Raw genomic sequence first — 20,467 nt, 5'->3', positions numbered from 1 at the left:
AATTTTTGAACTTTTCTATATGATTTTTTAGCCATTTTTAACAACATTAGAATTTTAAGAATAGCTTTATCTGAAAATTCTTTTTTTCTACCAAATGAGTATTTCGGTTCGTTAAAAAATATATCTATAATATTGAAAATAAATAAAATTTCTTTTTTTACAAAAGATGTATTGATTTCTATTCTTTTTTGTGCTAACATTGAATTGGGCACTCCTTTCTTTTGTTTTTTGGCTCAATTCAATGTTTCTACATTGAATCAAGGAGTGCCTTTTTTGCTTCTTACTAATTGGACGTCCTAAAATTAAATATATTTTCATTAAGGAGGGGTTTTATGAGAAAACTATTGGTAGTTTTTCTTTTAGTGATTTCTGTTTTGGGATTTTCTGTTGTGAAAAATGTAATTTATATGGTTGGAGATGGAATGGGAATTAATCAAGCTATGCTTGCAAGTTATTTAGAAGGAAGATTAATGAATTTTATGAAAACACAAAACATAGGAATTGTTACAACTTTTTCTGCAAATAGTAATGTTACGGATTCTGCAGCTGCAGGTACAGCACTATTTTCTGGATTTAAGACTAATAACGGAATGATTGGTATGTTACCAGATGGAACAGTTGTTCCAACAATTGCTGAAATTGCAGCTAAAAATGGTGTAAAAATAGGTGTTATATCAACATCCAGAATAACACATGCTACTCCTGGAGCAGTTTATGGTCATGTAGAAAGTAGAGGAGACGAAAACACTCTAGCAGAACAATTAGTAAATAGTCCAATAACTGTTGCATTTGGAGGTGGATGGAGACATTTTATACCAACTGGTGGAAAAAGAAAGGATGGAAAAGATCTAATAAAATTAGCTAAAGAAAAAGGCTTTGATTACATTAATACTAAAGAAGAATTATTAAATTACACAGGTGAAAAAGTTTTAGGTTTATTTAATTATAGTCATCTTCCAGCAGCTTCTGATAGAGTTAATGAGCCAATGTTAGCAGACATGACAAAGAAAGCATTAGAAGTATTGTCTAAAGACAACGATCCTTTCTTCTTAATGGTTGAAGGATCTCAAATTGATTGGGAAGCTCATGGAAATGATCCTTATGGATTATGGAAAGAGGTATTAGAATTTGAAAAAGCATTTGATGTTGTTATGGAATTTGTTAAGAATAATCCAGATACATTAGTAATAGTGACAGCTGATCACGAAACTGGAGGATTAGGTCTTTCAACAGGTGGATATTACTTTGATGTTGAAATGATAAGAAAATTTACTAAAAATACAGACTTTATTTCTAAACAATCAAATAAAGATAAAGCTAAACTTGTAGACTTAGTAAAAAAATATTATGGTATTGAATTAACAGATGAAGATATGGAATATTTTGATAGTTTGATGAAAGAACAAAGTGGTTCATATTATGCTTTCCCAAATTCTATAGGTAGAGTTGTTAGCAAAAAAGCACATTTAGGTTGGACAACATTTGCTCATACAGGGGCACCAGTAGCTGTATATGCTTTTGGTGCAGGAGCAGAAAATTTCAACGGTTTTTACGATAATACAGAAATAGTTAGAATTATAGGTAGATTAGCAGGATATCCAGTGATTTATCCAGTTTTTGAGCTTCCAGCATCAGGAGCGCATTAAGTTTAAAATTAAAATCAGGCTTCTTTAAAAATTAGAGAAGCCTGATTTTTTTATTTCTTCAAATATTCTTTTAACTTTTTAATATCTTCTGGATTCAATTTTTTAATATCTCCAGGATTTACAACTTCCTTAATTGACCATGGGCCAAATTTAATACGTTTTAATTTTAAAACATTAAAACCAAGAACTTTGAACATAAGTCTGACCTGACGTTTTTTCCCTTCATGTATGCTTAAAGTGACTTCTGAATATTTTCCTTTTTTTTGTGCTTTTTCAATTTTAGCTGGTTGAGTTTTATATCCACCCTCAATAATAATACCTTCTTCTAATTTTTTTAAATTGTTTTCCTTAATATGTTTATTTAACAAAGCTTTATAAGTTTTATATATTCGTTTTTTTGGATGAAGAAGTAAATTTGCTAAATCACCATCATTTGTTAAAAGCATTAATCCAGAAGTATTATAATCCAATCTCCCAACATGAAAAACTTTTTCTTTTATTTTTCCTTGTATTAAATCAGTTATAGTTTTTCTACCTCTGTCATCTTTTAAAGCAGATAGGTAACCAATAGGTTTATGAATTAAATAATATACATAATTTTCAGCCTCTGAAATTTTATCTTTCACATGAATTTTTTTTCCATGAATTTCTATTATATCTTCTTCAACAACCTTAAACCATGGTTCTCTAATAATTTCCCCATTAACCTTAATCTTACCAGATACAATTAAATTACCAATTTCTCTTCTAGAACCTTCACCTATTTTTTGAAGGAATGTTTGAAGCTTTATCAATTTTAGCACCTCTTAATTCATTTATAGTTTTTTCAGGTAATAATTCAAAAAACATTTCTGAGAGATCATATATATATCTATTTTTGGTATTTTCTTTTCTTTTTTTCACAATTAACCCCATTTCCATCAATTTTTTAATTTGATGATAAGAAGATTTTCCTCTGGATTTTTCTATTTCAACAGTAGAGGATGGGCCATTTAAAAGTAGAATAGCTAATATTTCAAATTGAGCTTCAGTAAGTGAAAAAACTCTTGGTCGTGGATTTAAAATAGATTTAATCTCATTTTTTATTGTAAATCTATATTTTCCTTCGAAATTCTCTAATTCTATGCCATGTATTTCAGAATTATAATGTTCCCATATGTCTATAAGGATGGAATTTATTTTTTCCTCGGTTTCGTTTAACTTTTCAGCAATTTCTTTTGAAGTGAATCCAGATGATTTAGAAAAAAGCATAGCTTCTATAATAGGCATAAGATGCTTATTTTGCACTTGCCGCCACCTCTTCTGCATTTTTTATAAATTCATAATTTTCATTTACATAATGTAAACCATTTCTAACAAGAACTAAAGATGCAAGAAAATAAACTATAAATGTTAGTCTTTCTTTATTTGAAATTATATATAATTCTTTTAAAGTAAACTTATCTTTGACTTTTAATTCTTCAATAGCTTCTTCAACAGTGAAACTTTCTCTTAATATTTCTAACTTTTGTTGGATTTGTAAATAATCATTCATATATAATTCTAATTGATTATGTATTTTATTTTTATCGAACCTTGAAGCTTTTATTCTTACAGTTTTTTTAAAATTATTTTTTCCGAAATCTTTTTGTAATTTTTCCATTGTTTCTTTTATTTTTTCATAATCTTCAATAATATTATAAAGAGTATTTCTTTCTCGTGTAAATTCTTTATCTTCTTCAGCGCTCGGTAACAACTCTTTAGATTTCAATAAAGTTAAGTAGGAAGCGATTCTCAAAAATTCGCCAATATCATCAAGGTTATCATAATTTTTTTCAACATAAGCGTTAAAAATATCAGCAATTTTAGAAACAGACAATAACCTCACAGGAATTTTTTTTTCTTTAATTAGTTGAACTAAAACTTCAAAAGGACCTGAAAATATATCCAATTCAATGTTTAAATCAGAAAACATATGTTTTCACCACCTAAGATTCATTGCCTCCCTGACTTCTGTTAATGTTTTTTTAGCAACCTCAGAGGCTTTTTTGTTACCATCATGAATAACGTTTAATACGTCTTCATCAGAAATTTTTTCGTATTTTTCCCATATAGGTTTTAATCTTTCTTCCATGTTTTTTAATAATAATTTTTTACATTGAACGCATCCAATTTCAGCTGTTTTACAACCTTTTACAACCCAATCAAGTTCTTCTTGATTATATGTAAATGCCTTATGATAATCCCAAACAGGGCATTTTTCAGGATCTCCTGGATCTGTTCTTCTCATTCTTGCAGGATCAGTCATCATGGGCATAACTTTTTTCTTTAAAGAATCACTTGTTTCATCTATCATTATAATATTACCATAACTCTTTGACATTTTCCTTCCATCTGTGCCAGGAAGTTTTGGTATTCGTGTAACAATAGGGTTAGGTTCTGGGAAAATTTCTTTATATAAGCTATTAAATCTTCTTGCAATTTCTCTGCTTAATTCAATATGATATAATTGATCTTCACCAACAGGAACACCAGTTGCTTTATAAATCAAAATATCAGCAGTTTGTAATACAGGGTATGTTAAAAATCCAGCAGTAGATAGATCTCTATTTGAAAGATTTTCCTTCAGTTCTTTATATGTTGGAATTCGTTCCAATCTATTTACAGAAACAAGCATATTAAATAATAAATATAATTCTGCATGTTCTTTTATAGCTGATTGAACAAAAATCACAGATTTTTCTGGATCAAGTCCAGTAGCTAAATACCCTCTAACTATATCAAGTGTTGATTGATATATAATATGACTTTCTTCTTTATGTGTAGTCAAAGCATGCCAATCTGCAACAAAGAAAAAAGTTTCATTTCCATTATCTTGCAATTTTTTCCAATCTTCTAAAACTAAAACATGTCCCAAATGCAATTTTCCTGTTGCGCGCATACCACTTAATATTCTCACAGAATCCTCCTCCTTTTTTCTAAATACTTCTTTAATTTTACCACATTTTGTGGTATTATATAATAAGAAAATATAAAAATTTAGGGAGGTATCTTTAATGTCAGAAAATCCACAAAGAAAAATGAGTTCATCAAATTTTATAATAATAGGATTAATATTTATTGCCGGGATTAGTATTATTAATATATTTATGGCCAGAAGTGCAAAAGTTAATTTTGATATAGTAGAGAATGATAATTATTATTATATTCAAGATAATGGAAATGTTACAATGTTATCAGAAGTTGTTGTTCAAGCCAAAGATGAAAAATCTTATAATAATTTGTTGTCCAGTTATAAAAAACCAGATTCAGAAAAAAGAAAAGTCTATGAAGATTTTATAGATAATTTAACTAAAAAAACGGGAAGAATATTTGAATTAATTAGTGTTCAAACAACGGTAACTGTTAGTGATAGATATAAAATTAAAGTTATTGAAAAATCAGAAATAAAAGGATTTGTTCAAAATATAGGAAATAATAGATATGAATTCTCTTTAATGGATCAAAAAATAAACTTAGAAAATGCCACATTATATGTTTATAAACCAGATAATTGGGAATTTATAAAAGTTATTCCAAATCCAACTGAAATTACAGATAATTATCTTTTATGGAAGAATACAGGAGAAATTCAATTTCCAAAAATTACTTTAGAAAGGAAATAAAAATGGTAACATTTATTATTTTTATATGGTTAATTATATTGTCTGTCGTTTCTTTAATTAATTTATCTCTTTTGATTTCCTTATGGAAAAAATTTAATAATTTTTCAATAACAATTGATTCTTCTATAGAAGATCAATCGAATACGTTGTTGGCAAGGTTTCAAAAAATAACCTCTTCTAGATTGCGTGCATTAGATAATAAAATAGAAATACTTGATCAATTAATTAGGGATGCAGATGAAGCATATATGAAGTCATTTTCAATGCTTACTGATTTAGAAAAGAAAAATGATGAATTAAAAAGAGTTAAAACAGTTGAAAGAGCAAAAAGAGAAAGATCACATTTTTCATCAGTTGATTCTGAAAAAGTAGAAATTCCAGAGCCCGTAAAAAAAGAAGAAAAACATTTTGTGAATGAATATTATCATCTTCAAAATAGTTTCAAAAATTCAAATTCTTCAGATATTCAAAGTGAATCAAAAGAAAAAAACAAAAATCCTGAGCAAATATTAAAAGAAAAAATTATTGAATATTATAATAAAGGCATGGGTATAAATGAAATTGCAAAAATGTTAGATAAAGGATCTGGAGAAATAAAATTAATAATAGACTTGTATTATAAAAATCCCCTTAAATAAGGGGATTTTTATAATAGGAATCCTTTAATTAGATTACAGTATATTTTAAATTTTTCTAAAAATGCAGCATGACCTGAATTTTTTATAACAACAAGATTTGATGTTTTGATTTTTGAATTAATATATTCCATATCCTTAACAGGAGTAAGAATATCTTCTTCTGCAGCAATCAATAATGTTGGTACATTAATTTTTTCTATTTTATTTGAAACATCAAAAGTAGTATTCGAAGAAATTAGTCTAATAAAAGAATCAAACCATTCTTTTGTTAATATATCTTTAAATAACTTTCTTCTATTCATCAACCATTCCAATTTTTCATTATAAAAAGTTTTAGAGTATATAAAAGGTAAAGCCAAATCAAAAAAAATTTCACCATCATACGTTTTTGCAGCAATTTTCCATGCTTCGCCAATTGCATATAGATAATTATCAATTTTATAAGTAGTATTTGATAATATCAATTTATCTATCATTTTTTGATATTTTATAGCAAATAATTCTGCAACCTGACCTCAATATGATAATCCTAAAATATTTACTTTTTCTAAACCAAGATGAATTATAAAATTATGTAAGTCTTCAACATGAATGGATATGTCATAATCTTCTTCTAATTTTTCTGATCTTACCTGATCTCTCATATCATATACAATAATTTTAAAATATTTACTCAAAACTTTAATATGAGATGCCCAACTTAAAGTGTTCATCATTATACCATTAAGCAAAATAAGTGGTTTTCCTTCACCATAAATTTCATAATATATCCCTTTTTTTTCAAAAAACATATGAATCACCTCTCAAAAATGTGTTATAAAAAATTATAACACATATTAACATAACATAAATCTTTTTAAATTGAAGATTTTATTTTATAAATAAGAATATAATTGTTGAATCTGCTTTAATCAGTTATAAAGCGATTTTATAAAAAATGTAAAAAGAGATATAATGAGAAGTGGTTCATCATTCATGAGAAATGATTCATATTTATTTGTATTTATTAAAAGTTTGTATAATGGAAATTGAGGTGATCATATGAATGTTGGAATATTAAGTATAGGGATATACCTTCCAGAAAGTTTTATTACAGCAGAAGAAATTTCTGAAAAAACAAAAATACCAGTTGATGTAATAAAAGAGAAATTTGGAGTTATAAAAAAACCAATTCCTGGTCCGAAAGATACAACGAGTTATATGGGGATTAAAGCAGCACAACAAGCTATAGAAAGAGCAGGAATAAAATCAGAAGATATAGATTTAGTTATATGGAATGGTGGTCAACATAAAGATTATCCATGTTGGTTAGCTGGGCTGAAGATTGCGGATGTATTAGGAGCTAAAAATGCATGGTCATTTGATATGGAAGCTATGTGTGGCTCAATGATGAGCGCTATGGAAGTTGCAAGATCAATGATGTTAGCAAATGAAGATTTAAAAATTGTATTATTAGTTAGTGGCTACAGAAATGGTGATTTAATTAATTATAATGTAAAAGAAACATCTTTTATGTTTGACATAGGTGCAGGTGGAGCCGCCATGATTTTAAAAAAGGATTATAATGAAAATGTTATTTTAGGTACAGCCTTTAAAGGTGATGGTTCTTTTTCCGAGGATTGTGTTGTAGAGGTTGGCGGAACAAAAAATTGGCCTATGAAAAAAGAAGATGTAGAAAAATTTCATTTTGTTGTTAAGGATGCGGAAAGCTTTAAAGAAAAATTAAAGAAAAAAACAATGCCGAATTTCTATTATGTAATAGATAAAGCTTTGGAAAAGTCAAACCTTGAAAGAAAAGATATTGATTATTTAGCTATTTTACATTTTAAAAGATCTGCACATTTATCTGTTCTTGATGAATTAGGATTAAAAAAATCTCAAAGTACATATTTGGAAGAATATGGACATATTGGGCAAAATGATCAGGTGCTGTCTATAGAATTAGGTTTAAAAAGTGGAAAAATAAAATCTGGAGATAAAGTAGTTCTTGTAGGAGCAGGATTGGGTTTTGTATGGGCTTCTGCGGTAGTACATTGGGGCAAATATGAGGGGTGATAAAATGTGGAAAGATGAATATAATAAAAAATTAAGAAGTATTGAAGATGCTATATTATCTTTGCCAAAAAAAGCAACTATAATTACAGGATTGGCTTCTGCTGAAGCACAAGGTTTATTGGGAAATTTACATGAATACAAGTCGCACTTCGAAAATTTGAAAGTAGTAACTTGTTTGAATATGAAAGAATATGATTTTTTTATGAATGAAGAATATGAGAATGTTTATAATAATCATTCATGGTTTTTAAGTCCGCCAACAAGAAAAGCTAAAAAATTAGGATTAAAGACAGTAGATTTCGTTCCAAACAATTTACATATGGCTGGTACAGATAAATTAATGTCTGAAAAAGAGAATGGAAATATTGTAATTTTTTGGGGAACTGTGACTCCTATGCATGAGAAAACAGGATATTTTAATTTAGGTATTTCCAATGTATATGAAATGGAGGTTTTAGAAAAAGCAGATATAGTAATATTAGAAGTAAATGATAAATTCATCTGGACTCATGGAGAAACTCAAGTACACATTTCACAAGTTGATTATATTGTTGAAAATTCATGGGAGATTCCAGAATTACCAATAGTCGAACCTTCTGAAACAGAAAAAATTATTGCAGAATATATATCTGAATTGGTTGATGATGGTTCAACATTGCAAATTGGAATAGGCGGAATACCTAATGCAGTAGCAAAACTTTTAAATCATAAAAAAGATTTGGGAATACATACAGAAATGTTTACTGAATCGATGATTGATTTATTTGAGGCTGGAGTCATAACCAATATGAAAAAAACATTATGGAAAGGAAAATTTATATGTACATTTGCATTGGGAACAAAAAGAATGTATGAATGGTTAGATAATAATCCTGGTGTTTGGATAATGAGAGGAAATTATGTAAATGATCCATATGTTATATCAAAAAATGAAAACATGGTAAGTATAAATACTGCGATAACTGTAGATTTAACAGGTCAAGTATGTTCTGAATCAATAGGTCCGAAACAATATTCTGGAACAGGAGGGCAGCTTGATACTCATAGAGGAGCTGTAATGAGTAAAAATGGAAAAGGGATTATAGCATTAAGGTCAACTGCTAAAAAAGGAACTATATCAACTATAGTTCCAATGTTACCTCAAGGTTCTTTTGTAACAGTACCAAGGCAAGATTTGGATTATGTTGTTACTGAATATGGTATTGCGCATTTAAGAGGTAAAAGTTTTAGAGAACGTGTAAAAGCATTAATAAACATATCGCATCCTGAATTTAGAGAAGAGTTAGCAAAAGAAGCAAAAAGATTGGAATATTTATAATAAAAAGGGGGTAAAAATCATGAAAAAGGTATTATTAGTAGTTTTTAGTATTATTTTGATGTTGTCAATAGTTTATGCCGAAGTAGGAGTTACCGATACAGAAATTAAAATAGGTACATTCCAAGCAATGTCAGGACCAGTTGCAGTTATTGGTCAAAGTGTTGCAAATGGTATGAATGCTTATTTTAACTATGTTAATGATAATGGGGGAATTTTTGGAAGAAAAATCAATCTAATTATTGCTGATGATCAATTTAATCCGGCTAAAACTACTGTAGAAGTAAAAAGATTAGTTGAAAATGATAAGGTTTTTGCATTAGTTGGAGGTTTAGGTACACCGGGTAATCTTGCTGTTATGAATTATGTAAATAATTCCAAAGTGCCGTATGTTTATCAAGCAAGTGGTTCTTCATTATTAGCAATACCACCAAAGAAATATATATTTCCTGTACAACCAAATTATACTTTGGAAGGAAATATAGTAATGAATTATTTAGTAAAAACAAAGAGAGCAAAAAAAATTGCAATAATATATAGAAATGATGATGCAGGGAAGGAATTTTTAAATTCTGCTGTTGAAACATTAAAAAATAAATATAATATGAAACCCGTTGAAACAATAGCTATTAATCCAATAGCAAATGATTTTTCGACAGAAATAACAAAATTAATAGCAAAACGACCGGATGCTATAGCAGTTATGTTATTCATTCCACAATCTGTTAATTTTGTAAAACAGGCAAAGCAATATGGATTACAAAGGCAAAAATATGTATTAACATATGCAAATTCAGATGTTTCTTATATTTTATTAGCTAAAGAAGCTGCAGAAGGTGTAGAAGCTATGGCTTGGGTAAATGTGGATTTTTCAAAACCTGATTTAAAAGTATTTCAAATATATCGAAAATATTTTGATCAAATGCCAAATGCATATGCAATAGCAGGAATGATTGCAGCAGAGGTTTTTGTAGAAGCAGTAACTAGAGCAGGAGAAGATTTAACAAGAGAAAATTTAGTAAAAGCATTAGAAAGTATGAATAAATGGACAGGAATGTTAGCACATGAGATTACATATAAGCCGTATAATCCTGAGGATAATACATGTAGATTAGGTAAACAGTCTATGTATGTTTTAAGAGTTAGAAAAGGCGTATGGTCTCAGATGACAAATTGGATCTATTATGAAAAATAAAATTAGCAGGGATAATCCCTGCTAATTTTAAAAATGAGGTGAGACAATGCTTGAAATTGTAGATATAAGTGTAAAATTTGGTGGATTAGTAGCAGTAAAAAACATGAATATAAAAATAGAAAAAGGGAAAATACATTCATTAATAGGACCTAACGGTGCAGGTAAAACTACATTATTTAATGTTATAACTGGTGTCGTTAAACCTATAAATGGGAAAGTTATATACAAAAATAAAAATTTATTGGATTTAAAACCAGAAAAAATAATATATGAAGGTATAACAAGAACATTTCAAAATTTACAATTATTTAATTTTTTAAATGTTTATGAAAATATATATACAGGGATAGCTTATAACTTTAAAGGAGATATAAAACAAATTTTAAGTGGAGAATCAAAAAAGTTTGATGAGGAGATAAAAATAAAAATATTAGAAATATCAGAATTATTGGGGTTGAAAAATAGATTATCATCATACCCTTCTCAATTACCCTATGGTGTGCTAAAAAGAATAGAAATAGCTAGAGCTATTGTATCAGAACCAGAATTAATACTTTTTGATGAACCGGCTGCTGGGTTAAATACACAAGAGACATCGGAAATTGAGGATATATTTAAATTAATTAATAAAGAAAAACAGATTACTATTTTGTTAGTTGAACATGATATGAGTTTAGTGATGAAAATTTCTGACAAAATAACTGTTATGAATTTTGGTGAAAAAATTGCAGAAGGAACGCCGGATGAAATTGCAAATAATACGCAAGTAATAAAAGTATATTTGGGGGAGACAGAAAATGCTTGAAATAAAAAACTTATTTGTAAATTATGGACATGTAAAAGCTGTAAAAGGCATATCTTTTAGATTAGAAAAAGGAGAAATAGTTTCAATATTAGGTTCTAATGGAGCAGGCAAAACTTCTACATTAATGGGGATTATGAATATAGTAAAAAGTGATAGAGAAATATATTTTAAAGGAGAAAATATATCAAAAGATAAGACTACAAAGTTAGTAAAAAGAGGATTGATATTGTGTCCTGAAAACAGAAGAATTTTTCCAGGATTAACAGTTGAAGAAAATTTAAAAATGGGAAGTTTTATTAGAGGAGATGAAAAAAATAATTTGGAAAAAGTATATAATCTTTTTCCAATTTTAAAAAATAGAAAAAAACAAATTGCAGGTTCTTTGTCAGGTGGGGAACAGCAGATGCTTGCAGTAGGTAGAGCGTTAATGGGGGATCCAGAAGTTTTAATGCTTGATGAACCTTCATTAGGATTAGCACCCATAATTATTGATGAAATTTTTAATGTTTTAATCGAGTTAAAAAAACAGGGGATTTCAATATTATTAGTAGAGCAAAATGCAATAAAAGCTTTAAAAATAAGCAATAGAGCCTATATCTTAGAAACAGGTAAAATAGTACATTCTGGCATATCAAAAGAATTATTATACGATGAAAAAATAAAAAAAGCTTATCTTGGTAGGTGAGATCATGTGGATTCTCCAAGGGATAATCTTAGGAATTCCTCAGGGAGCATTATATGGATTAATGGCATTTGGAATTGCAATTATTTTTAACACAGTAGGTGTAATGAATTTTGCACATGGACATGCAGGAATGATTGCAGCATTTTTTGCTTTTTCGATTTATACATTAACACATAGTTTGATTGTTTCCATTTTATCAGCATTGATATTTGGTTATTTTCTTGGTTTTTTAATAGATAAATTATTAAAACCTATTAAGCATATTTCTCATGGTGGAATGCTAATAGTTACTTTGGGACTATTAATGATATTTGAAGGATTAAGTGTATTGATATGGGGTACAGATTATCAATCTTTTCCAGAATTGTTTACAGGAATGCCAATAATAATAAATTTAGGAGAAAATATATTGGTTATGCCTATTAATGATTTTTGGATAACTATAATAGCTTTTTCAATAGCTATAATAATGGCATTTTTTTTAAAATTTACGAGATTGGGTATAGCTATTAGAGCAAGAGCTCAGGACGAAGTTGGTGCTGAAGTGGTAGGTATTAGTGTAGATAAAATAGATTCAATAGTATGGGGTATAGGAATAATGTTATCTTCTTTAGTAGCTGTTTTAATAGCTCCAAAAGAATATATTCATCCTAATATGATGGTTAATATGCAATTATATGGTTTTACTGCTGGTGTTTTAGGAGGTTTTTCCAGCTTGTTTGGGGCAATATTCGGTGGAATTATTTTAGGTGTTTTAGAAAAAATAGTTGGTATTTATATTTCACCAGATTTTCAATTATCAATAATTTTAATATTAATTATTGTAATGCTTATAGTTAAACCTTCTGGCATTTTTTCAAAAGGTTTTGAAGGGAGAGTTTAATATGAAGCAATCTATTTATATATTATTTATAGGGATATTAATAGGAATTTTATTTTTATCAAAACCTTTTATATTATTGATATTATCAAGTATATTAATATTTGCTATTTCAGCATTGGGTTTAAATATAATTTCTGGATATACAGGACAGATTTCTATAGGGCATGGTGCCTTTATGGCAATAGGAGCTTTTACCACAGCATATTTAACCCTTACATATAATATACCTTTTTTTATTAATTTAATTATAGCGATGTTATTATCTGCAATTTTAGGAATTATAATAGGTTTACCCGCATTGAGATTAAGAGGATTTTATTTAGCTATTGCAACAATGGCATTTGGAATAGCTGTTGAACAATTAATAGGAGCTTTTGATTTTTTAGGAGGACATGTAGGATTAAGAGATATACCTCCTTTAATAAAAAATGATTTTGGCATATACATAATAAATTTAATTTTTTATGTCTTATTATCTTATTTTGCTATTGTTTTGACAAAATCGCCAATTGGATTAAAATATAAAATGATTAGAGAAAGTGAAATAGCTTCAAGGGCGTATGGGATTAATATATCTTATATAAAACTTCATGCTTTTATCATTAGTGCAATATATGGAGGAATTGCAGGTACTTTGTATGCTCATACAATGGGGTATATTTCACCAACGGATTTTGGATTAGCAACATCATTAAATTTATTGGCTATGATTATTATAGGTGGAATATCGTCAATACATGGTGGGCTAATAGGAGCTATTGTAATTACAGGATTGCCATTTATTTTTTCTAGATCAAACATACCAATGTCTTTGATATTTGGAGGGTTGCTGATAATTTTTGTTTTGTTTTTTCCAAAAGGCATTATGTATGGCTTAATTATTTCGTATTTTAAATATTTTGAAATACCATATGTGGCCTTTAAAAAGAAATTATGGAGGGATAAAAAGATGAATGGAAAATATGTTAAAATTAATGGAAAAAATATTTATTATTATGAAAATGGAAATGGGAAAACTGTTATAATGATACATGGGAATTTTGCATCTGCACGATGGTTTCAAAAAGTTATGAATATTGAAGGATTTAAAATATTTGCTTTGGATTTGCCAAATTTTGGAAGATCTGATAGAATAGAAAAGTGTGATATAGATTTATATGCTGATTATGTAAAAATGTTTATGGATAAATTAAAAATTGAAAAAGCTATAATTGTAGGACACTCGTTGGGAGGTGCTGTAGCTCAATCTCTCTCTTTTCGATATCCTGAAAAAAGCGAAAAACTGCTTTTAATAGATTCTTCCCCTATAAATGGATTAAAAACACCAGAAGAGAATTATCCTGTTTTAGAAATGTATAAGGGTAATAAAACTCTTTTAAAAACAGCGTTAAAATCTATTATGCCAGAAAATAAGGATGAAAAATTATTGGATGAACTTACAAATGATGCTCTTTTGATGAACGAAAACTGTTTTGCGGGAAATGCCAGAGCTTTAGAAAAATATGATTATACAGATATTGCAAAAAACTATAAAAATAAGGTATTATTTATACTTGGTAAAAAAGATTTATTAATTACAGAAGCAATGGCTAAAGAAACATTGAAATATTTAAATGGAGAATTAAAAATGTTTGATCATATTGGACATTCAATTATTGTAGAGGATCCAGAGTTGTTTATAAATGAGTTGAGAAATTTTTAAAAGTTTGGAGTTGTTATTATGAGAAAAGCTAATATAAGGGAAAAAATAATTGATTCAGCTATAGAATTATTTTCAAAAAAATGGTATGAAACAGTGTCAGTCGCAGAGATTTGTAGAAATGCAAATCTTTCAAACGGAGTGTTTTATAATTATTTCAAAAACAAACAACAATTGTTTGAATATTTACTTAATTATCTATTAGAGGTTCTTAAAAATGAATTTTATAAATATTCTGGTAATACTAAAAAAGAGAAACTTAAATCTTTTTTTAATATAGTATTTGGTGCAGCCAAAAAGTATAAAACATTAGTCACAATTTTTAGAGAAGGACAATATAGATTCCCCCAATATGAAAAAGAACTAAGGAATTTATATATTGATATACTAAAAAGGATTTTAGATAGAGAAATAACTGAGGTCGATTATATTTACATAATTGGTGGTTTAAGATTTTTAGGTATTATGTCTTCATATGGTTGGATTAATATGAATGTGGAAGATTTTTTTGATATAGTATTTAACGGAGTTTTTTTTGAAAAAACTAATGATAATAAATTGTTTGATTTTGATATCAAAGAATGTGAAGAAGAAGAAAAAACAACAAAACAGTTATTAATAAATGCAGGTATAGATTTATTTAGCCAAAAAGGGTATTACAAGGTAAAAATATTTGAAATTACTAATTATGTAAGTTTGGCAGTGGGAACATTTTATATATATTTCCCTAGTAAGGAAGAATTTTTAAAAGAAATTGTTAGACAAATAGGGCATAAAACGCGATTATTCATATCAAAGAATTTACCTTTAGACTTAAACAGATTAGAAAAGGAATTAATAGGTATATATTTATTCTTGGAGTTTTTTAAACGGAATAAAAACTATTATGAAATAATCAGAGAAGCAGAATTTGTAGTTAATAATGAAGTAAGAGAATATTATGCAGAATTTAAAAAGGGTTATATAAAACATTTAAGAAATATTAAAAATAAAAACAAAGAAGTAACAGCTATGTATTTAATGGGAATCTCTCATTATACAGGTATTGAATATTTATTTGAAAATACGATAAAGGATAAAAAGAAATTTTTATTTGAGCTATCAAAATATTTAACCAAAGGAATAAATATTAAAGCTTGAGAATTATATCTCAAGCTTTTTGTTTATATCAATATTAAAGATATCTTGGTTAGAATATAAAATTAATTGTTTTTTTGCTCTGGTAATAGCAACATAAAGAAGATTGATTTCATCGATAATATATTGATGTTTAAAAAAGCCATTTTTACCTTCAATTACCTTATTAATGTGATTAATATATTCTTTTTGAAAGTCTTTTACTTTTTTATATTTTTCTTTTTTTAATAAATCGATAATTTCTTGAAAATCATGGCAAACTATAACCTTATCCCATTCTAAACCTTTGCTTGTATGAGCAGTTGTAAGAAATATTTTTCCTTTATTTTTTTCATATTTTTCTTTTGCAGTATTTAAAAGGGAAAATAATTTTTCGCCATATTCTTCGGCTATATTTATTGCTGAAATTAATTCATAATCTTCAAAGTCTTCAGCATAATTTTTTAATTCATCTATAGAATCAAAGTTAAAAAGCCATTTTTCTCTAATTTTTTCTCTATTTTTATTATCATTTAAATACTTAATATAATAATAAATATTTAAAGGAAGATGGAATATTTCCTGAGGAGATCTTACCAATTTTATTTCAAGAGTTTTTAAAGTATCAATTAATTTTATAAGAGTAGCATTTGTTCTTGTTATAAAACACAAATTGCTTATATTATTATCACTATTTTGATCAAAGGAGATAATATCTTTTTCTTCACCTTTGAAATTTTTTAAAATAATATTAGCTTTATTGGATATATGATTTGGGAATCTAAAAGATTCAGTTAAATATAAAATTTCAGCTGATATTTCATTTCTAATTTTATACATAGCATTAATTGAACCTCTGAAAGAGTATATTTGTTGATGTGGATCTCCTACAATAATTTTTTTACCCTTTAATTTTTTGAAAATATCTAACACAACTTCATTTGTATCTTGAGCTTCATCAAGAAGAACATAATCAAAGTTTATATAATTTACATATTTTTCTAAATTGAGATGAAAAAATTTCAAATAAACATTATGTGTCATAGTTAATTTGTTTTTCATGTATAAATTCCAAATTTTTGATATTTTATTTTTTAAATATTTTTTTTGTTCTCTTATAAATCTTAATTTCTGATTTGAATTTAATATTTCCTCTATTGTTTCATCAGAAATATCAATATAATCACCATTACAAAAATCATTAAATGCGGTTTTTACTAAATCTGCGATAAAAATATCAATATCTAAAATTTTAGATATTTCTAAAGTGTTTAATTCCTTTCCAACTTTTTCGAATTTTAAATCGTTTTTTGCAAATTTATAAGCCAAGCCATGAGTGGTTAATACTTTTATATTATTTAATTTAGATTTTCTAATTTTATATTCAATTTCCTCTTTAACTGATCTATTAAAAGCAAGGAAAAGGAAACTTTTATTTCTTAATGCATAAGCAATACTTAATAAAGTTGTTGTTTTTCCTGATCCAGCGAAAGCGTTTATTATTAAGTTGCTGTTTTCAGCTTTTTTTATAATTTCCATTTGTTCTGTTGTTAATTTGATATAGTTTTTTTTGTTTTTTGGTGATGTATGATTTTTAAAAGTAGTGTTTTTTATGTCGTTTAAATAACTTTCATAAAAATTAATTTTTTTGGGTATGTTTTTTTTCTTTGTATTTATAAAATTCCATCCACAATTCCAACATTTTTTTATGTTATCTTTCATTGTTTCATCACATTTCGGACATTTTTTCCTTAGAAAAAAATAACCGCAATTAGGGCATATTTTTTCGCTATTTTCAACAATTTCATCACAATCAGGACATACTTTAATACCTTCTAACAATTATTACACCCACTTTTTTAGCATTTTTATTTTTCTATTCATAATAATCAATAGTTTAAAAAGATTGTGATTCAACATTTGAAATATCAATAATTGGAGCTAATCCAACCATTAAAAATCCTATAATTTTTAAAGCATTAAAGGATTCCTTAAAAATTATTACTGACAATATTGAAGCAAAAACCAATTCTAAAGGCATTATCAAAGATAATGTATGCGATTGAAGTTTTTTTAAAGATATATAGTTTAAAGTTAAAGGAACAAATGTAGCTAATACAGCCAATACAAAACCAGATAATAAAAATTTACCGCTTAATGTGTTAACTTCTTCATTTAATATAACTAATATAAAATAATAAATAAAAGTACCTGCAAACGTATAAAAAGCATTTTCAAAAGGATTTGATTTTTTTTCTTTTATTTTTTTACTAACAGAAACAACAAATAAAGCATTTACAAATGAACTAAATAATACCATTAAAGTACCAAAAACAATGCTTTGATTTGATAAAAAAGCTTTTTCGCCTATATTTGCTATTATAACTCCTACAAAAGATAAAGCAACAGCAGAAGCGTTTACAATATTTAATTTTTTATTTGTAGTTTTGGTTTGAAGCAAAGATACAAAAATAGGGTTTGTAAAGTATATAACAGTAGCATAAGCTGGGTTAAGATATTGTAGTCCAACAAAAAATGCGTATGCAGCAATACCATAATTTATAATGCCAAGAAATGAGAAAAAAATAAATTTTTTAAAATGAAATTTATATCCAACCAATACAAAAATAGCTCCAGATATCAAAAATGAAAAAAGAAATCTCAGAAATAAAATCTGAGATACCGTTGCTCCTATATTAAAAGAATACTTTCCTAAAACTGAAGTCACAGAAGATGAAAATGCTGAAAGTACAGCTAATAAATAATGCAAATAATCACCTCCAATAAATTTTATAAATCTATTATATTATATATTCTTTTTGTTATTATTACAAATTATTGAAGCTTATTATCAAAAATGGATTTAAAGTAATTTAGATTTACCTTTTTAGGTAAGATCCCGCTTTTTTTTTCTCTTACTGGGACATCGTCTTCTTTTATATTTAATGTTTCTGCGATAACTTTTTTAACTCTTGGAATACAGAATTCTCCTTGACAAAAACCCATGGTGACTCTTGTTCTTCTTTTTACAGAATCAATAGATTTAATTGGAATTCCTCTATTTAAAGCATCAATGATTTCTTTTTTACTTACCATTTCACATCTACATATTATTTGTTCATCAGAGTTTATTTCAAGCATTTTATTAACTTCTTTATAAGATAATTTTTTTGGTATGATAATAGGATTTCTGTAAGGATCAAAATCATTTTTTTTAGTTAAATTTAATCCGGAATTTTTTAAAATACCAATAACCATTTTAGCAATAGCAGGTGAGGAAGTTAAGCCAGGAGATTCTATGCCTGCAACATTGATAAATCTTTCCTTTGCCTCTTTTATAATGAAATCTCCTGTTGAAGGAGTAGGTCTTATTCCAGAAAAAGATGTTAAAACCTTTCTTAAGTCAATATTTGGCACGGATTTTTTTGCCGTTTTTATAATATATTTTAGTGTTTCTATATCAGTAGTAACATCTTCTTTATTAGATATTTCATCAGCATTTGGACCTATCATTAAATTACCATGGAAGGTGGGGGTTACTAAAATCCCCTTACCTTTATTTGTAGGAGTTTGAAAAATCACCCTATTTATTATTTTTCCATAACCTTTATGAAAAATAATATATTGTCCTTTTCTTGGGATTATATGAAAATCGTTTATACCGAGCATATTTGAAATTTTATCACTATAAACACCAGCAGCATTTATAATATATCTGGATTTATAGGTATTTTGAGTTGTAATAATGTTAAAATAATCAGAAAATTCTTCAATGTTAATAACTTCATTTTCTAATTTTAATTCAACTCCATTTTTTATAGCATTTTCAGCTAGGGCTATAGTCATTTCATATGGGGAAGTAATACCCACATCATTAGCTAATAATGCAATTTTTACATTTTTTGATACATTTGGTTCTAAATTTAATATTTCGTCTTTATATATTATTTTAATATCTTTCTTATCAACTCCGTTTTTTAGGCCGTTTTCATATAATTTGTTGATGTTTTTTTCATCTTCTTCATCGAACCCTAATACCAAAGCGCCGGTTCTTTTAAAGCCAAAATTTAATTCGTTATTTAGTTGATCATACATTTTGTTTCCTTCAAAACATAATTTACTTTTTAAAGTTCCATGTTTAGCAGCATAACCTCCATGAACAATACCGCTGTTAGCCTTTGAGGCGCCATTACTCACATCATCTGTTTTTTCAAGTAATAATATTTTTAAATCGTATTTTGATAATTCTCTTGCAATAGCGCATCCAACAACACCGGCTCCAATTATAGTTATATCGTACATAAAAAATTTCACCTCTATTTACAAATATCAAGAACTTTTATTAATTTTAAAGGATCAAGTCTAAAAGGTGACCCTTTCCCTTGGAAAAAAAGATGTTTTTCAATTAAATGTATTGATAAATCGCTAAATATAATACTTTCGTTGTTTTCAAGATTTGTAACCTTTGTAACAACTTTTCTAAATATTCCATCTTCAAAAGGACATGGTAGATGTCCTCTAGCTTCACCTACTTGAACCTCCCATTTGCCATCAACAGTAATAGGTTCTCCTAAACCTTTTTCTCCAGCTTTTTTTAAATATAGCATTTTTTTAATGATTTTTTCAATAGTGCAATTCAAACTTATTAATATTTCTTCGTCTTCCATAATAATATCTACTAAATTTCTTTCATCATTACCAAGAAACCCATCTGCAGTTATTATTCCAGGTTGCATATTGGCTTGAGCCTTTTGAAATTCAGGAGTCATTTTCATATATAATCCCC

20 protein-coding genes and 1 pseudogene are annotated in these 20,467 nt (G+C 27.2%); 11 read left to right on the top strand and 10 right to left on the bottom strand.

All coding sequences use genetic code 11. The annotated features are described in order from the left end of the window. Positions 1-200, bottom strand: a 200-nt coding sequence (locus BUA62_RS06935; RefSeq protein WP_143148342.1) for a hypothetical protein, incomplete at its 3' end; no start/stop codon positions are given. A 132-nt stretch (positions 201-332) separates the two neighbouring features. On the opposite strand from BUA62_RS06935, the gene BUA62_RS06930 reads away from it, so the two are divergent. Further along, the gene (locus BUA62_RS06930) at positions 333-1,646 is read left to right on the top strand and encodes an alkaline phosphatase (protein WP_072864862.1); all 1,314 of its coding nucleotides are present in this window, start codon (positions 333-335) and stop codon (positions 1,644-1,646) included. Between the two features lie 50 nt (positions 1,647-1,696). Here the strand turns inward: BUA62_RS06930 and BUA62_RS06925 are convergent, their stop codons facing one another. Genes BUA62_RS06925 through trpS form a run of 4 tightly spaced genes read right to left on the bottom strand, consistent with a single transcriptional unit; the run spans position 1,697 to position 4,584 of the window. Continuing rightward, positions 1,697-2,440 carry a pseudouridine synthase gene (locus BUA62_RS06925; RefSeq protein ID WP_072864860.1) on the bottom strand — a complete coding sequence of 248 codons (744 nt, stop codon included), beginning with the start codon at positions 2,438-2,440 and terminating at the stop codon, positions 1,697-1,699. Continuing rightward, on the bottom strand, positions 2,403-2,933 hold the full coding sequence (gene scpB, locus BUA62_RS06920; protein WP_072864857.1) for an SMC-Scp complex subunit ScpB: 531 nt from the start codon (positions 2,931-2,933) through the stop codon (positions 2,403-2,405). Before scpB ends, BUA62_RS06925 begins: the two co-directional genes overlap by 38 nt. Then, on the bottom strand, positions 2,923-3,600 hold the full coding sequence (locus BUA62_RS06915) for a segregation and condensation protein A (protein ID WP_072864855.1): 678 nt from the start codon (positions 3,598-3,600) through the stop codon (positions 2,923-2,925). Before BUA62_RS06915 ends, scpB begins: the two co-directional genes overlap by 11 nt. 6 nt (positions 3,601-3,606) lie before the next feature. After that, positions 3,607-4,584, bottom strand: coding sequence for a tryptophan--tRNA ligase (trpS, locus tag BUA62_RS06910; RefSeq protein WP_072864853.1), 978 nt, complete (start codon positions 4,582-4,584; stop codon positions 3,607-3,609). Between the two features lie 97 nt (positions 4,585-4,681). Between trpS and BUA62_RS06905 the strand changes: the two genes are divergently transcribed. Both BUA62_RS06905 and BUA62_RS06900 read left to right on the top strand, forming a co-directional pair. Next, complete coding sequence (locus BUA62_RS06905) at positions 4,682-5,290, top strand: DUF4897 domain-containing protein (RefSeq protein ID WP_072864851.1); 609 nt, start codon at positions 4,682-4,684, stop codon at positions 5,288-5,290. Between the two features lie 2 nt (positions 5,291-5,292). Continuing rightward, complete coding sequence (locus BUA62_RS06900; RefSeq protein ID WP_072864849.1) at positions 5,293-5,928, top strand: DUF6115 domain-containing protein; 636 nt, start codon at positions 5,293-5,295, stop codon at positions 5,926-5,928. Between the two features lie 8 nt (positions 5,929-5,936). Here BUA62_RS06900 and BUA62_RS11885 read toward each other — a convergent pair. Continuing rightward, positions 5,937-6,719, bottom strand: a pseudogene (locus BUA62_RS11885) (alpha/beta fold hydrolase). A gap of 250 nt (positions 6,720-6,969) precedes the next feature. On the opposite strand from BUA62_RS11885, the gene BUA62_RS06890 reads away from it, so the two are divergent. Genes BUA62_RS06890 through BUA62_RS06855 form a run of 8 tightly spaced genes read left to right on the top strand, consistent with a single transcriptional unit; the run spans position 6,970 to position 15,705 of the window. After that, positions 6,970-7,983 carry a 3-oxoacyl-ACP synthase gene (locus BUA62_RS06890; RefSeq protein ID WP_072864847.1) on the top strand — a complete coding sequence of 338 codons (1,014 nt, stop codon included), beginning with the start codon at positions 6,970-6,972 and terminating at the stop codon, positions 7,981-7,983. Positions 7,984-7,987: 4 nt separating this feature from the next. After that, positions 7,988-9,301: an acetyl-CoA hydrolase/transferase family protein gene (locus BUA62_RS06885; RefSeq protein WP_072864845.1), complete on the top strand. Its 1,314-nt coding sequence runs from the start codon at positions 7,988-7,990 to the stop codon at positions 9,299-9,301. Between the two features lie 19 nt (positions 9,302-9,320). Further along, entirely contained in the window at positions 9,321-10,493 is a 1,173-nt protein-coding gene (locus tag BUA62_RS06880; protein ID WP_072864843.1) for an ABC transporter substrate-binding protein, read from the top strand. 46 nt (positions 10,494-10,539) lie between these two features. Further along, positions 10,540-11,298: an ABC transporter ATP-binding protein gene (locus tag BUA62_RS06875; RefSeq protein WP_072864842.1), complete on the top strand. Its 759-nt coding sequence runs from the start codon at positions 10,540-10,542 to the stop codon at positions 11,296-11,298. Next, a complete protein-coding gene (locus BUA62_RS06870) occupies positions 11,291-11,983 on the top strand; it encodes an ABC transporter ATP-binding protein (RefSeq protein WP_072864840.1) in 693 nt (230 codons plus the stop codon). The genes BUA62_RS06875 and BUA62_RS06870 overlap by 8 nt, the downstream gene beginning before the upstream one ends. Positions 11,984-11,987: 4 nt before the next feature. Then, a complete protein-coding gene (locus BUA62_RS06865; protein ID WP_072864838.1) occupies positions 11,988-12,866 on the top strand; it encodes a branched-chain amino acid ABC transporter permease in 879 nt (292 codons plus the stop codon). Position 12,867: 1 nt separating this feature from the next. Beyond that, positions 12,868-14,568: an alpha/beta fold hydrolase gene (locus tag BUA62_RS06860; protein WP_084670739.1), complete on the top strand. Its 1,701-nt coding sequence runs from the start codon at positions 12,868-12,870 to the stop codon at positions 14,566-14,568. A gap of 18 nt (positions 14,569-14,586) precedes the next feature. Beyond that, on the top strand, positions 14,587-15,705 hold the full coding sequence (locus tag BUA62_RS06855) for a TetR/AcrR family transcriptional regulator (protein WP_072864836.1): 1,119 nt from the start codon (positions 14,587-14,589) through the stop codon (positions 15,703-15,705). Positions 15,706-15,708: 3 nt separating this feature from the next. Here BUA62_RS06855 and BUA62_RS06850 read toward each other — a convergent pair whose 3' ends face one another. The 4 genes from BUA62_RS06850 to BUA62_RS06835 all read right to left on the bottom strand — a co-directional run bounded on the left by BUA62_RS06850 (position 15,709) and on the right by BUA62_RS06835 (position 20,456). After that, positions 15,709-17,523, bottom strand: coding sequence for a UvrD-helicase domain-containing protein (locus BUA62_RS06850; protein ID WP_072864834.1), 1,815 nt, complete (start codon positions 17,521-17,523; stop codon positions 15,709-15,711). A gap of 55 nt (positions 17,524-17,578) precedes the next feature. After that, positions 17,579-18,451, bottom strand: a complete 873-nt coding sequence (locus BUA62_RS06845; RefSeq protein ID WP_072864832.1) for a DMT family transporter — start codon at positions 18,449-18,451, stop codon at positions 17,579-17,581. A gap of 65 nt (positions 18,452-18,516) precedes the next feature. After that, entirely contained in the window at positions 18,517-19,983 is a 1,467-nt protein-coding gene (locus BUA62_RS06840; RefSeq protein WP_072864830.1) for an NAD(P)/FAD-dependent oxidoreductase, read from the bottom strand. Positions 19,984-19,997: 14 nt separating this feature from the next. Continuing rightward, complete coding sequence (locus tag BUA62_RS06835; RefSeq protein ID WP_072864828.1) at positions 19,998-20,456, bottom strand: hypothetical protein; 459 nt, start codon at positions 20,454-20,456, stop codon at positions 19,998-20,000. Positions 20,457-20,467 lie beyond the last annotated feature (11 nt).

The organism is Marinitoga hydrogenitolerans DSM 16785 (genome assembly GCF_900129175.1).
GTDB lineage: Bacteria > Thermotogota > Thermotogae > Petrotogales > Petrotogaceae > Marinitoga > Marinitoga hydrogenitolerans.
Note: the sequence above shows the minus strand (reverse complement) of the source record. Positions and strands in the feature narration are given on the sequence as shown.

Coding starts and splice junctions, on each gene's coding strand:
- BUA62_RS06930 (WP_072864862.1), top strand. CDS start 333: ATGAGAAAACTATTGGTAGTTTTTCTTTTAGTGATTTCTGTTTTGGGA.
- BUA62_RS06915 (WP_072864855.1), bottom strand. CDS start 3,600: ATGTTTTCTGATTTAAACATTGAATTGGATATATTTTCAGGTCCTTTT.
- BUA62_RS06905 (WP_072864851.1), top strand. CDS start 4,682: ATGTCAGAAAATCCACAAAGAAAAATGAGTTCATCAAATTTTATAATA.
- BUA62_RS06900 (WP_072864849.1), top strand. CDS start 5,293: ATGGTAACATTTATTATTTTTATATGGTTAATTATATTGTCTGTCGTT.
- BUA62_RS06890 (WP_072864847.1), top strand. CDS start 6,970: ATGAATGTTGGAATATTAAGTATAGGGATATACCTTCCAGAAAGTTTT.
- BUA62_RS06885 (WP_072864845.1), top strand. CDS start 7,988: ATGTGGAAAGATGAATATAATAAAAAATTAAGAAGTATTGAAGATGCT.
- BUA62_RS06880 (WP_072864843.1), top strand. CDS start 9,321: ATGAAAAAGGTATTATTAGTAGTTTTTAGTATTATTTTGATGTTGTCA.
- BUA62_RS06875 (WP_072864842.1), top strand. CDS start 10,540: ATGCTTGAAATTGTAGATATAAGTGTAAAATTTGGTGGATTAGTAGCA.
- BUA62_RS06870 (WP_072864840.1), top strand. CDS start 11,291: ATGCTTGAAATAAAAAACTTATTTGTAAATTATGGACATGTAAAAGCT.
- BUA62_RS06865 (WP_072864838.1), top strand. CDS start 11,988: ATGTGGATTCTCCAAGGGATAATCTTAGGAATTCCTCAGGGAGCATTA.
- BUA62_RS06860 (WP_084670739.1), top strand. CDS start 12,868: ATGAAGCAATCTATTTATATATTATTTATAGGGATATTAATAGGAATT.
- BUA62_RS06855 (WP_072864836.1), top strand. CDS start 14,587: ATGAGAAAAGCTAATATAAGGGAAAAAATAATTGATTCAGCTATAGAA.
- BUA62_RS06840 (WP_072864830.1), bottom strand. CDS start 19,983: ATGTACGATATAACTATAATTGGAGCCGGTGTTGTTGGATGCGCTATT.
- BUA62_RS06835 (WP_072864828.1), bottom strand. CDS start 20,456: ATGAAAATGACTCCTGAATTTCAAAAGGCTCAAGCCAATATGCAACCT.